At 62.3% G+C, this 13,143-nt stretch carries 12 protein-coding genes and 1 CRISPR repeat array (1 of these 13 cut by a window edge); of the genes, 3 read left to right on the forward strand and 9 right to left on the reverse strand.

Annotation, left to right across the window (positions count from 1 at the left end; genetic code table 11):
* Positions 1 to 146: 146 nt before the first annotated feature.
* From RYH80_RS15265 to RYH80_RS15280, 4 genes are all read right to left on the reverse strand, one after another.
* The gene (locus RYH80_RS15265; RefSeq protein WP_370904881.1) at positions 147 to 341 is read right to left on the reverse strand and encodes a hypothetical protein; all 195 of its coding nucleotides are present in this window, start codon (positions 339 to 341) and stop codon (positions 147 to 149) included.
* Between the two features lie 1,391 nt (positions 342 to 1,732).
* Positions 1,733 to 2,629, reverse strand: coding sequence for an FtsB family cell division protein (locus tag RYH80_RS15270; protein ID WP_370904882.1), 897 nt, complete (start codon positions 2,627 to 2,629; stop codon positions 1,733 to 1,735).
* Positions 2,630 to 2,726: 97 nt separating this feature from the next.
* Complete coding sequence (locus RYH80_RS15275; RefSeq protein WP_370904883.1) at positions 2,727 to 3,431, reverse strand: hypothetical protein; 705 nt, start codon at positions 3,429 to 3,431, stop codon at positions 2,727 to 2,729.
* On the reverse strand, positions 3,418 to 3,798 hold the full coding sequence (locus RYH80_RS15280) for a hypothetical protein (protein WP_370904884.1): 381 nt from the start codon (positions 3,796 to 3,798) through the stop codon (positions 3,418 to 3,420). Before RYH80_RS15280 ends, RYH80_RS15275 begins: the two co-directional genes overlap by 14 nt.
* 526 nt (positions 3,799 to 4,324) lie before the next feature.
* Between RYH80_RS15280 and RYH80_RS15285 the strand changes: the two genes are divergently transcribed.
* On the forward strand, positions 4,325 to 4,633 hold the full coding sequence (locus RYH80_RS15285) for a hypothetical protein (RefSeq protein ID WP_370904885.1): 309 nt from the start codon (positions 4,325 to 4,327) through the stop codon (positions 4,631 to 4,633).
* Between the two features lie 2 nt (positions 4,634 to 4,635).
* Here the strand turns inward: RYH80_RS15285 and RYH80_RS15290 are convergent, their stop codons facing one another.
* From RYH80_RS15290 to RYH80_RS15300, 3 genes are all read right to left on the reverse strand, one after another.
* Positions 4,636 to 4,881: a hypothetical protein gene (locus RYH80_RS15290; RefSeq protein WP_370904886.1), complete on the reverse strand. Its 246-nt coding sequence runs from the start codon at positions 4,879 to 4,881 to the stop codon at positions 4,636 to 4,638.
* 2,290 nt (positions 4,882 to 7,171) lie between these two features.
* Positions 7,172 to 7,831 carry a hypothetical protein gene (locus tag RYH80_RS15295; protein WP_370904887.1) on the reverse strand — a complete coding sequence of 220 codons (660 nt, stop codon included), beginning with the start codon at positions 7,829 to 7,831 and terminating at the stop codon, positions 7,172 to 7,174.
* Positions 7,821 to 8,336 carry a winged helix-turn-helix domain-containing protein gene (locus tag RYH80_RS15300; protein WP_370904888.1) on the reverse strand — a complete coding sequence of 172 codons (516 nt, stop codon included), beginning with the start codon at positions 8,334 to 8,336 and terminating at the stop codon, positions 7,821 to 7,823. Before RYH80_RS15300 ends, RYH80_RS15295 begins: the two co-directional genes overlap by 11 nt.
* Before the next feature lie 78 nt (positions 8,337 to 8,414).
* On the opposite strand from RYH80_RS15300, the gene RYH80_RS15305 reads away from it, so the two are divergent.
* Together RYH80_RS15305 and RYH80_RS15310 are read left to right on the forward strand one after the other, a co-directional pair.
* The gene (locus RYH80_RS15305; RefSeq protein ID WP_370904889.1) at positions 8,415 to 8,738 is read left to right on the forward strand and encodes a hypothetical protein; all 324 of its coding nucleotides are present in this window, start codon (positions 8,415 to 8,417) and stop codon (positions 8,736 to 8,738) included.
* Positions 8,739 to 8,816: 78 nt separating this feature from the next.
* Complete coding sequence (locus tag RYH80_RS15310) at positions 8,817 to 9,170, forward strand: hypothetical protein (protein WP_370904890.1); 354 nt, start codon at positions 8,817 to 8,819, stop codon at positions 9,168 to 9,170.
* A 606-nt stretch (positions 9,171 to 9,776) separates the two neighbouring features.
* Here RYH80_RS15310 and RYH80_RS15315 read toward each other — a convergent pair.
* Together RYH80_RS15315 and RYH80_RS15320 are read right to left on the reverse strand one after the other, a co-directional pair.
* Entirely contained in the window at positions 9,777 to 10,028 is a 252-nt protein-coding gene (locus tag RYH80_RS15315; protein ID WP_370904891.1) for a hypothetical protein, read from the reverse strand.
* 20 nt (positions 10,029 to 10,048) lie between these two features.
* Positions 10,049 to 10,849: a CAP domain-containing protein gene (locus RYH80_RS15320; protein ID WP_370904892.1), complete on the reverse strand. Its 801-nt coding sequence runs from the start codon at positions 10,847 to 10,849 to the stop codon at positions 10,049 to 10,051.
* Between the two features lie 157 nt (positions 10,850 to 11,006).
* A CRISPR array of direct repeats spans positions 11,007 to 13,143; the repeat unit is 31 nt; unit sequence GCTTCAACCCCTCGTGGGGTCCTGCTGGAAC; it runs 3,446 nt beyond the window's last position.

Consider the following 13,143-nt stretch of genomic DNA (forward strand, 5'->3'; position numbering starts at 1 on the left):
CCGAGAGAGTCGGTATAAGTCTCGTGGACACGGTCGCTCGGCGGTGATCCCGTCGGCGCGACCACGCGACGAGCCGTGTGTGACGCTTCTGACGGACAATCGGAGGCTACCGCCGTCTGGAGCCCCCGGCGACCACACGTCCGTGGTCACGCGCCGGTGCCGTCGGCGTCGGTCGCCGTGTCCTCTCGGTGGGCTCGCGCGTCGAAGTAGGCGGCCGCCGTCCCCTCGGGTGCGAGCCGCTCGACGGTCGACTCGCCACACTCGTCACACCGTTCGACCGCGTCGAGCGTCGCGAACACCGTCTCGCAGTTGGGACAGACGTAATAGTCAAGCGCGAGCACACGATTACTTGGCCGGGCAGCCACCTGAACGTTCGCTTTACCGGCCTCGGTGCCCCGCGAAAGCCGTCCGTACCGCGAACGCTGTGGGGTCTTGTCGCGGTTGAGGTGTCACAAGAACCGGATAACGAAGTGGACCCCCGTCATAGTAGAGGCTGCGGTGCGACACAAGACCCCCTGACCCCCCTACCGCGCACCGTGGGCCGCAGTCGACTCGGCCGTGGACGGGAGCCCTGACGGCTCGCCGTCCAGAATTGTCGACATCCCGGTCATGCGGCCGGGGTACTTTTTGTGGAGTTCACCGACACTGCCACCGTCGCCCTCTCACAGATCACTGGAAGTGGTTTCCGTGTGAGTGGCCCCACCCCCGTGGCCAGTGTTTTCAACACCCCCCTCGTGGCCAGTGTTCTCGGCCACGCAAATCTCAACGCTGAGGTGTCACACGCACCCCCCTGTGGCCAGTGTTCTTGCCAGAAACGCCCACTGTGACTGATGAAAAAGAGAGTAGGAATTCCACACCCCCGGCAGAACAGTGGCCATGAGGGGTGTGTTCGTCCGCGGAATTGAGGCTAGTTTAGTTACATACACTGATACAATCATGACTAAGAGAGGGTTACAACCTCCATAAGCAGTGGGATGTATCGGGATTGTCAGGAGCGCTATGCAGGTGTGTTCACCGGCATAGCCGTGACAGTGTTTGCACATGTTTCTGCAGTGCCTGCGTGCCGAGTGGCGACAGCTGATAGCGCTTCGTATTGCCACGTTGCGTGACATTGAGATATCCAGCCGATGTCAGCCGGTTCAGATGAGCGTACACTGTTGACCGGCTGACCGACGTGTCGCGGTAGTCGCGCAAACGTGAGATCACCGCGCTTCCTGTTGGACTCTCGGTCTGTGTCTGGCAATCAGCGATGACCGCAAGGAGATCTCGCTCAATCGCCGGTCGATCTAACAGCGGCACTGCAACCACCTCCACGGCCGGCGGCGGTGGGGTCGCGATACGGGACACTCACTGGTCGTGTGGTCTCGAATCATAGGCGGGCAAGCCGACCGGGAACCCGAATCGGCTCACCCACTCCTGTCCGTACAAATGCTATCGCAGGCGGACAGTCACCCCGGCATCACTGAGCGGTGCTGTGCTCCCTAGCTGTGAGTCGCAGAGCCACCCGCTCACATGCGCTGTGGGAAGCTGAAGAATCACGACCCTGTGACCGACTCATGGCGCAGCTACTGGCTCATTCGCGTTTCCTCCGTCACCACCTACTGAAACGCCAGAGCGGCTCCCGCCAGCTGGTGCTACACAACGGTTGCGTGCAGCGGCGTGCGGTGTGGAATGGACTTACGCTGTGGCTGGCTGCCCGGCAGGGCGTGGTGGAATCACGAGCATTCGCCGCCTACCCACTCACCGGCTCGTGATGCTCGGCGTCGACGGCGTTCAATTCGTTCACGATCGTCGCCTCCATCGTGGCTGATCCGTACTGCTGACAGCGGTCCGCGAGTTCGGCGTCGATCATCACACGCCGTTCCGCGCCGCGCCCACCGTCACGTTCAACATCGATTCCGTCTTTCCCGAACTCGTCGAGTGCTTGGATTACACGCGTGATCGTCTGGCCGTGAGCACGGTCACCCGCAGCGTTCGTCTTGCAGTCGGTGTGAGTCGCGAGCCATCGCGAGAGGTCTGAGGCTCGAACCATGCGCTTGTTGTCGTAGGGGGTCTGGCTACTCCGATTGTACAGTTCCTCGGCGAACGTGACAGCTCGGTAGATGTCGACTTTCTCCGTGGCCTGCTGTTGGATGGTGTCGGGACAGGCGCACAGCTCCTCCAGTGGTGTCTCGGGAGCGACGTTCAGTCGCGTGTCCTGCTGGCGTGTGGTGACCTCGCCATCGTCAAGACGGTCGAGGATCGCGTCGATGTCACGCTCGATCTCGTCGTGCTGCGGCCGGGTTGCAAATGCTCTCCCAATCGGGTAGTCTGGGCCGTCCGGACGTGTGACAACCGCGTCATCGAAGTCCTTCGTGTCCCACTCGATATGTGGGCGAGTTTCGAGGGTGGTGATGCGGGCTTCGAGATCTGTGCAGTCGTCGATGCGGCCGCGGAGCTTTGCTGTCTCTCGCTGAAGTGTGTCCACACGCTCGGTGAGGTGATCACGCTCGTCGCGGAGGTCCGCGACCTCCGTCTCGAGCGTCTCGATCCGGTCGTGTAGCTGGTCGTTCTCGGCGCGCAGTGCCTCGACGGTTGCTTCGAGCTGTGCGAGTCGGTCCGCTACAAGCTGGTCGGTGTCGGGTGACATGATGCGTGATGGCTATGAATCCGAGGGTGTTGTTGCGGGATCGGACGACGGATCGGCGTCTGTTGGTACTGGTCGGAGTCACGATGCAACACACCCGCTACCGCTGAGAGACGACAGCGTGGACTGCTGGCCAAGCGGGAGAGCCGGCTGTAGTTACCACAGGTCGCTGACGAGCGTGTCTCTGCTCAGAGTCAGGACAACGTCCGCGGTCGGTACAGGTGGAATCAGCATACCGCCGAGTGCGCTGTCTGGGTAGCAGACTGTCCGCATGTCTTCCGGGGTTCGTAATCGCTATGGCATCGTCGCGGTCGGGTGCGGTGTCGGTGAGGGGTTCGCCGCAGGACTCACACGCGCCGGTCTCGGCGTTCCACACGTCCGCGACGTGGCCGCCGCAGCCGGGACACGTCGGCACGGCTTGGCCGCCGTCGGTGACGAGCGCGGAGTCGTCGTCCGACTCTGGCTCTTCGCCTGTCGTCTCCTCGGTCGGCGTGTCACAGTCCGTTGCTGTGTCTGCGTCGTCGTCCTCTTCGGTGCTCGCGTCCGAGCGGGTGTCCACGACGCGGTAGGTGGCGTACTCGGAGTTCTCCTTCCACACCGAGATCGCGAGGTGCTGTGGTGGCTCGAGGTCGACGCCGCGCACGTCCGTGCCGGCGAGTGCGGCGAGGACGGTTCCGACCGTCTTGGGTGAGCGGTCGGTCTGGCGGGCGAGGGCGCGGGCGCGAACGTACGCCTCGCCCGTGGTGGCGGTCCACTCTTCGAGGGCGGTGACGACGGCGTCGCGATCGCTGTCAGTGATCGCCATGAGGCACCTCCTCGCGCGGGGTGATCGTTGTCCAGACGCGGCGGATCTCCTCGCGGCGTTCGCGGGTGGGCGTGGTGTCGCACGACTGGCAGTGGATCGGCTCGCCGGGGCTGGTGCGCCACTGGCGCGCGCAACACTCCTCGCAGGCCGGGACCCGGGTCGGGTCTCGATCCGACAGTTCGTCGGAGAGCGCCTGGTACCGCTGCCACTGTTCGCGAGTGTCCGCGATACAGCCGAACCAGTCCACTGCCTCGTCGAGGCGCTCGATCTCGCGGCGGAGTGCCTCGGTGGACATCTCCGCCGGGTCCGGGCGATCCTGCTGGTCGTTGCGGGTGGACCGCCTGTTGGGACAGGTGGCGTCGCTCATCTACGCCACCTCCCGGCCGACGGCGCGCTCCGTCAGTTCGCTGGGGTACGTCGGCGTACGGTTCGCGTCGCCGGTGAATACCGGGCCACCGCTCGCGAGGAGTGTGCCGTGCCGACGGAGGCGGTGGCCGCCACCGCGACACAGCCCGCGACAGCGGTAGTTCTCGACGCGCGTGTCGCCCTCGATGGTGGTGGAGCCATGGACGAGAGGCCCGCCGCAGACGGCGCAGACGGTGCGTTGGTGGTCGACAGACGGTGCGCTGGGTCGTGAGGGGTCACGACTAAGACCCCGCTCGTATGATTGGTTCATAGGTCGCTCTCGGAAGACCCCGTGAGGGGCGTATCGTCAGCGACCGAGTCCGTCACGTGCTGGAACACGTGCCGGGCGATTTCGGCCCGGTAACTCGGTCAACAACCTGTTGATTGCCCTCTCACTAATACCTTGTCACCCGATGGGTGAAGGACATCAGTCGAAGGGACTGGATTGAAGTTCATAGGGCATCAACAACACTCTAACCGGTGAATCTATGAGTTCCGTCCATCACGAGGATGATGTGCGACAGTCTGCTGACTGGATGAAACCGCCTGACGACAGGATACTCGAAGTGTTTTCTGACGAGGGCAACCTGACTCCTGTTGCAGTATCTCGTGAGGGACGAGTTGACAGGGTGGATATATCGCGGAAGTACGCTGGTGAGCGGTGCCGGGAACTCACGAGGTACGGCCTTCTTGAGTACGTCGACGACGGACTTTTTCGGATCACGGACCAGGGCTTGGCCTACCTCGATGAGGAGCTGGACGCGAGCGAGTTGGAGCCGGTCGACGAGACGGAGTGACATCACTTTCTTCCGACGTGTGCGAGCGCATCCTCGATCCAGTCCGGTAGCTCTGCGTCCGCGTCCACCTCACCACGACTGTTCCAGCCGGTGACTAGCTCTGGTGTCCCGCTCGCGCTCACGTCGACACGCCACTCTCTGTTGTCGGCGGCGAGATCGAGGCGACAGCCACCACCCGAGAGTGGTTCGACGACTTCGATCTTGACTTCGGTGCCGCCGCGGGTCTGGATTTGTTCGGTGCCTCGCATCACTCTGGAGTGGAATCGGGTTCGACTTCAGATTCTCTGGGGTGATTCCGTGTTTCCACAGATCGACTTAACCCGACTCTACACGCCTTCTTTCCCCAGGAAATTGGGGAACGGGCAGTTTCCAGGTCGTTTCCGGAATCCATCGGCTCGGCAGCTAACCAACACTCGGGTTGGTTTGGTTGACTGTTGGTTAGTGACGGCGGCAGCCGATGAACCTAATCCTCCATTTGCTACAGAGATGGAACCGCACTCGGGGAGTTCATCGTCGACACCGTCACTGGCATTTCAACCCCTCGTGGGGTCCTGCTGGAACAAGCCGGTCGGCGAGTTGTGGCGCGAAGATCGCGGCGCTTCAACCCCTCGTGGGGTCCTGCTGGAACGAGGTAGACCGACTGTTGTGAGAACAGGTCGCCGATGCTTCAACCCCTCGGGGGGTCCTGCTGGAACTCGCAAACCAGCGACACATCGCCGAGGGCTGGACGTGGCTTCAACCCCTCGTGGGGTCCTGCTGGAACATCCCGGCGGACCCGTCCACCTCTTCGGCGCTGGCGCTTCAACCCCTCGTGGGGTCCTGCTGGAACCAGCGGTATCAGGACGAACACGAGAGCCAGACACGACTTCAACCCCTCGTGAGGTCCTGCTGGAACGGCCGTCCGCGGTCACGTCCCCCGCGTGCGACGTGAGGCTTCAACCCCTCGTGAGGTCCTGCTGGAACGACGCGGCCTATGGCTCCGACCCGGGGACCGTGACGCTTCAACCCCTGGTAGGCTCCTGCTGGAACGACGCCAGCGCCGAGTGCGAACTCGAAGTCGTTGCCGCTTCAACTCCTCGTTGGGTCCTGCTGGAACCGCCACAGCGTCGGCGCCGGCCGCCCGTTGCATCTGGCTTCAACCCCTGGCAGGGTCCTGCTGGAACTCGGGAGTGTGACCGGCTCGGCTTCTACGGAGATGCCGCTTCAACCCCTCGTGGGGTCCTGCTGGAACAACGGCTTCTGCGACGTGCTGGCACCAGTGCGAGCAGCTTCAACCCCTTGTGAGGTCCTGCTGGAACGCTCGTAGATCAAGTCGCGTGGCTCCAGCCCGCCGGGGCTTCAACCCCTCGTGGGGTCCTGCTGAAACTGGATGTTCTGTGAGAGGGTGTGGTTCTCCATGTTGCTTCAACCCTTCGTAGAGTCCTGCTGGAACTTGTCCAACTCGGCACGGAGCGTTCTGACCTCAGCGCGCTTCAACCCCTCGTGGGGTCCTGCTGGAACCAACCAAATCCAAGAGTCTATCCGACAACGACACCGGCTTCAACCCCTCGTGGGGTCCTGCTGGAACGACCGACCCGACGACGGTGGACGTGCCGTCCTGATGGCTTCAACCCCTCGTGGGGTCCTGCTGGAACTCGACCCGGAAATGCGATTTCTATCGCGCTGTTCAGTGCTTCAACCCCTCGTGGGGTCCTGCTGGAACGTCGTCTCCGTTCCCAACTCGACGAGTCCAGCCTGGCTTCAACCCCTCGTGGGGTCCTGCTGGAACTGCAGTCGACTCGTGACGGCGGTGTCTCGCACAAGGGCTTCAACCCCTCGTGGGGTCCTGCTGGAACACGAGGCAGGTCTCACCGTCTCGCAGAGTGGTCACGCTTCAACCCCTCGTGGGGTCCTGTTGGAACGTCCGCGCCGACAGCACGATCACCACCGTCGAACGGCTTCAACCCCTCGTGGGGTCCTGCTGGAACGAACGTGTGTCCTGTGTCTGGATTCTCGATCTCAACGTTTCAACCCCTCGTGGGGTCCTGCTGGAACCGCCAGTGCCGTCCCACGACTCCTCACGGAGCCACGTGCTTCAACCTCTCGTGGGGTCCTGCTGGAATGGACCTGCAGCGGCTGCATATCCGGCCCGTAGTGGTCGCTTCAACCCCTCGTGGGGTCCTGCTGGAACTTAGAGCCGGACATCGAGAAAGAGACGCTGCAGGCGCTTCAACCCCTCGTGGGGTCCTGCTGGAACCATCGAGATCTCGCCTGCCGGCTCGTCGGACCTAACGCTTCAACCCCTCGTGGGGTCCTGCTGGAACTCCGGGTCGAAGTTCCCGGCGCCACCGGTGCCCTCGCTTCAACCCCTCGTGGGGTCCTGCTGGAACCTGGCCGATCGGCTGGTTCCGGTCGGAGATGATGTTGCTTCAACCCCTGGTGGGGTCCTGCTGGAACGCGCCCACCCCCGGCAGTTCGCTGTCGCTGTTCAGGCTTCAACCTCTCGTTAGGTCCTGCTGAAACTCGATATCCAGGCTTCGATTGCCTGTGCGTATGGGGCTAATTCGTTTCAAACGTAATATAATACTCTTCAACCTCACTATTGTCGGGGTCGCGTACGAACTGGAGATTGTCGCTGAGCATCTGCCGTGTCCTGAACCCCATGTTGTTCACTGACATAATAACATCATTCATTTTTTCTAATGAATAGCCGTCTGAGTATGGAAACATTGAACGTAGGCACTGGTAGTGCGTGAGAATCCCCTCTTCACTTGTCGACAACTGGAGTGAGACAGTTTCACTTGATCCGTACAGGTACAAATATGACCATATGCCAGATAGCTCCTGTTCTGGGGTTTGGTCGAGTACTTGCTTGCCAGCAGTAATATTCAACCTCTCCTCATCCATCTCAGACACTGACTCTTCGGGGTTCTGTAGATCGGCTAGCGATCTTGTTTCGTCTTTGGTTAGGTTTTTCCCTATTATATTTGGAAAGCTAAATGTATAAACAACCTGTGCATATGGGTCGCGTTCAGTAAATGAGACCCACAAGCTCGATTGTGCTGTCTCGAACACAATCGAACCGCGACTCGGTTCGTCACTACCAATCTCTTCTAAGTCTTCGTTGGGCCAGTGGACGTTTTCAACGGTTACACCAAGTTGGTCAAGTTTGTCGTATGTATCCTGAATCGCCGCAGAGATTTGTTCGTTAGTCGGCATTGAGAACTCCTAGAGACTCATCGTTCGGTGCATCGAATAGCTGCCCATCATTGTCACCGTCGTCTATATCGCCCGCATTGACGGCCTCCGTCGGGACCTCCATGGGATCGTCGTCCCCGACAGACACCGTTCGCGGCCCCTCCTCACTCGATAGCGTGTGACCCACCTCTGCGTTCAGCTCGATCACCTCCTTCATCACCGCATTACTCATGTTCAGTTCGTACTCGGCGTGTTGCCCATTCGATACCTCGGTCACTACGCCGAGATCCTCGAGGAACCCGATGTGTTTTCGAATCGCCTCGCGACTGACACCGGTTCGCCGTTCCATCTCTGACTTGTTGAATCGGTAGCCCGGTGGCGACTCGATTAGCGCATCGATCAGGATACGGACCGTTTCGTACCTGGTCAGGGCGAACCACCCGCTTGGATTCTCCCGTCGCGCGGCCTTCGGGTCGAAGTCATCGGAGCTACGAGCGGGACTCATTGCTGACTGAGTGTCTGTCACGTGCCAAGATAATTCTTCCGACGGTGCCAAGATAGCCTATCACCCACTTTTTATCGGCTCCCATCGAATGCAGCAGCAATGCCTGAGACGGAGGTCTATTGTAGTATTCTCAACTATCTTATCGCAAAGCACGACTATGGTTCGCCGGTTTCGAAGGAGACGGTCGCGAACCAGTGTGGTGTTCGCAGCGATCAGGTGGGGGCTGCGAAGGAGGCGCTCGACGACTTGGCGGAGACTGAACCGTACGTGATCGAGTCTGATGATCATGTCAAACTCGATAACAGCCACTTCGGGAGGATGATCGAGTACATGTACCAGCAGTGCGAGTACGAGGAGTTCTATCTTCGATCCAGGTTCAAACACTACGAGGGCTGGAGCCAGCACGACTGGACCTCGGAGTAACCCCTCTGTCTCCTCTCACTCTGTTGAGTCTCCTCACATCCGAAGCCCGCTCGACTCCCCCTGTGGGGCGCTGTCGTTTTGGAGAGTGCCGACGACAGCATCGCGATCGCGCTGTTCGCCGTCGCGGCGCTGGTCCTCGCTCCGGACGGCGTGGTGTTCGACGCCGAGGCCGGCGTCGGCCTGCGCGGATACGCACTTCTGTGGCTCGCGGTGAGCGTCGGGTGGCACGCGTTTCCCTCGTTTCAGGATCTCGGGGTGATCGAGCCTGCAGTTGAACAGGCGAGCCTCCCTGCACAGCTGGTGTTGTGGCCCGTGGTCGTGGTACTCTACATGTGCGCGTTCGCGGAGCTGTTCTGGCTCGACGCCGTCTACGCGGCCGGCCTCGGGATCGGCGTGTTCATGCTCCTGACGCCGATGGGGGTCCCGTTCTGATTGCGATCGACGGTGGGGTTGGTGTCCCTGACGGGTTCCGAGTCTGGTTGAAGAGATACTCCCTCGTGGGGTCCTGCTGGAACCGTCTCGCCGGTCTGGAGACCGTTGACGACCTGCGGGCTTCAACCCCTCGTGGGGTCCTGCTGGAACAGCGCGAGGTCATGTGCGACGGCGGGCGCGACCTGTGCTTCAACCCCTCGTGGGGTCCTGCTGGAACTGCAGACGTACCCGACACCACACGGCCCGTCGGCGCTTCAAGCCCTCGTGGGGTCCTGCTGGAACATCTCCTCGGATCGGAGTCCCGTGAGTCCGAGCCGGCTTCAACCCCTCGCGGGGTCCTGCTGGAACGAGCAACTCGAAGGTGTCGTGGCCGGTGAGGAAGAAGCTTCAACCCCTCGTGGGGTCCTGCTGGAACGGTGGGACCGACCCACCACACGCCCGCGGCGTGGGGGCTTCAACCCCTCGTGGAGGCCTCCTGGAAACTGTGCTCGCCCGCTTGCTCAGCCGGATCGAGCACCTGATGTACTCCTTCACAGCGTCCCGACGTAACGTTAGCGAACCCACGACGAGACCCAGACGCTACTGTCGAACTGACCCCTGTCAGGCCTACTCGAACACAGAGCCACACCCAACGTCCGACCCATCACGGTTACCCTCGTCGTGAGTGGGCTCGTCGAGCAGCGTCTGGAGATCTCTGTCTGTCTCGCTGGATGTCTCACGTTCGTCGTCAACAGTCGCCCCTGGGATGAGCGCCGCCACACTCCCATCTCGCGGCGGTTCGAGGGGCGGTGCGAGGTTCACCATACCTCGGGCTCGGACCTGGTCGTCTGTAACGCCGTCGCGTGCGGTCCCGCTCACCGGGGCACACCGAGATCCCGTCAACAGAAGTTCTGGACCACGTAGACCGTATCCTCCTCCGTCTTCGCGACGCCGATCCCCTCCGAGCGCCAGTACGGCTTGAGAATGTTCTCGCGGTGCCCCGTCGAGCGCATCCACGAGTTCGCGATCCCGGTCGCCAACTCCTCGGGTGTGGTGTACATCGCGGTCCCCTCGTTGGTGTCGACCTCCTGGTACCAGTACGTCTTGAGGATGTTCTCGCTGCCGACAGCGTAGCGATCGCTGTCGTCGGGGATCGGGACGCGACACTCGAAGCCGGCGTTGGCGTAGCGGTCCTCGAAGTTCCCGCCCGTCTCCGGATCGGTGTGGCTGTAGAAGCCCTCTTCGACCATGCGCTCGGCGTAGTTCTGGGCGATCTGGTGGAGGCGCTTGTTCCACGTCAACGGTTGCAGTTCCTCCTCCATGCGTCGGGAGTTGATCTCGTCGTGGGTCAGCTCCGCGGTCTTGCTCGCGTCCCAACTGTCGCCGCCGAACAACCCACCACCGCCGTCGTCTGTATCGGTCTCGGTGGCGGCCGACGTAGGCGTCGCCGTCGCGTTCGCACTCGACGCCGCTGCGCTGTCGCTTGAGGACAGCGTGGGCAGGCTCACTGTCGGGAGTGATGGGAGACCGATACTGAAGACTCCGCGATCGAGGCCGACACCGACAGCGCCGAGTCCGGCGAGTCCGAGCAGCCGCCGCCGGGTTACCACGCCGCTGGAGGAATCGGTTGACTCCGGCTTCCCCGCACTGACAGTCCGGGCGTTCGAGGTGTCGAGGTCCTCGACGTCCGTCGTCGTCACTGACGGGCACTCGTGATTCTCCGGGAGGCTGTGGTCGTTACAGACCTTCTTGCCACAGTAGTTGCAGCTGCTGACGAGTGTGTGCCCGTCGCAGATCTCGCACTTGGCCATTACTCCTACCGTCTGGCGCGGAATTTGATAACTGTGGCGGGCGAGAGGATCAATCCCTCGTGGGGTCCTGCTGGAACTCTGGTGCGTCTGCTCGGACGTCGAGGCGCGAATGCTTCAACCCCTCGTGGGGTCCTGCTGGAACATCGAGAACCCCAGTGGCCCGAACGCATCAGTTCAGGCTTCAACCCCTCGTGGGGTCCTGCTGGAACCCTTTGCGAGTGACCCGGTGATCGGTCCGTAGGTGCTTCAACCCCTCGTGGGGTCCTGCTGGAACGCGGTCCCCGCGTCGGTGAAGTCGATCGAGTCCGCTGCGCTTCAACCCCTCGTGGGGTCCTGCTGGAACGTGACGCTGAGGTCTTCAAAGACCATTACTGTGTGCTTCAACCCCTCGTGGGGTCCTGCTGGAACCCTCTCCAGGATCTCCGGAACCGCCGAGAGATCGCTTCAACCCCTCGTGGGGTCCTGCTGGAACGCTCCCACTCTCCGTTGATCGTGGGGGTCGACGCCGAGCTTCAACCCCTCGTGGGGTCCTGCTGGAACCGGAGGATCTCGTGGTTGAGCTCGCGGATCGAGGAGCTTCAACCCCTCGTGGGGTCCTGCTGGAACCGGAGGATCTCGTGGTTGAGCTCGCGGATCGAGGAGCTTCAACCCCTCGTGGGGTCCTGCTGGAACTGGTGTCGGCAGTGGACTCCGCAACCGCAGACGCGGAGCTTCAACCCCTCGTGGGGTCCTGCTGGAACACGCCGTCAGCCGTCGCACCACCACCCGTCGAAGCTTCAACCCCTCGTGGGGTCCTGCTGGAACTTGATGGGCCTCGCCGCGCGCCCACGACCCGCAGACGCTTCAACCCCTCGTGGGGTCCTGCTGGAACATGCACGATGCGCGATGCACGCAAGCGGTACGAACATGCTTCAACCCCTCGTGGGGTCCTGCTGGAACAAACGCTCGGAAGTTGCCGTCCTCGCCACTCCCGGAGCTTCAACCCCTCGTGGGGTCCTGCTGGAACCGAACTTCTGGCGACACACACGCCAATCTGGGGGAGCTTCAACCCCTCGTGGGGTCCTGCTGGAACAGTCGTCTCGGCCCCTGTTCGTCCAATCGTTGGCGTGGCTTCAACCCCTCGTGGGGTCCTGCTGGAACAGGTGAAGATCGACAGTTCTCAGGAGGGCAAGCAGGTGCTTCAACCCCTCGTGGGGTCCTGCTGGAACCGGTCGGTCGTGTGCCGTCGTCACGGAGTGCGCCCTGCTTCAACCCCTCGTGGGGTCCTGCTGGAACCGTGTGCGTCCCGTTCGCCCGGTCGGTCCCGTCGTCGCTTCAACCCCTCGTGGGGTCCTGCTGGAACGCGTAGGTCCAACACGTCCGCGTGCAGGTCGGGGTTGCTTCAACCCCTCGTGGGGTCCTGCTGGAACAGCGGTTGTCGTCGTGGTGGCTCACGACGCGAGGCTTCAACCCCTCGTGGGGTCCTGCTGGAACGACAACCGTTACACGGTGAACACGGACAGCGAGGTGCTTCAACCCCTCGTGGGGTCCTGCTGGAACCGGAGTCGCTGGCGGCCGCCGGGTCGACAACGAGGAGCTTCAACCCCTCGTGGGGTCCTGCTGGAACCGGAGTCGCTGGCGGCCGCCGGGTCGACAACGAGGAGCTTCAACCCCTCGTGGGGTCCTGCTGGAACCCAATTTTCGGCGTGATACACCTTCACACCTCGCTCGCTTCAACCCCTCGTGGGGTCCTGCTGGAACAGCGGCCACGTCGGCCGCTACACCCACTCGGATTTGCTTCAACCCCTCGTGGGGTCCTGCTGGAACGCCTCGGACAGCCAGACGCGCTTGCCGCCCTTCTCCGAGCTTCAACCCCTCGTGGGGTCCTGCTGGAACCGTCGACGTGACGGGCGACGGACTACCGGACGCGTCGCTTCAACCCCTCGTGGGGTCCTGCTGGAACACGGCGACGACGCCGTGTTCGAGCTGTCCGACGGGACGCTTCAACCCCTCGTGGGGTCCTGCTGGAACGACGCCGGGCGGTTCATCGCCTCTGACGGTAAGACCCCGCTTCAACCCCTCGTGGGGTCCTGCTGGAACCTCGACGGCAAGCGCACCGACCCCGAGTCGTCGTGGCTTCAACCCCTCGTGGGGTCCTGCTGGAACAGTTCTCGCAGTAGTGCCGCACCTTCCCGCGTGAGCGC

The organism is Halobaculum sp. MBLA0147 (assembly GCF_041361345.1).
Taxonomy (GTDB): domain Archaea; phylum Halobacteriota; class Halobacteria; order Halobacteriales; family Haloferacaceae; genus JAHENP01.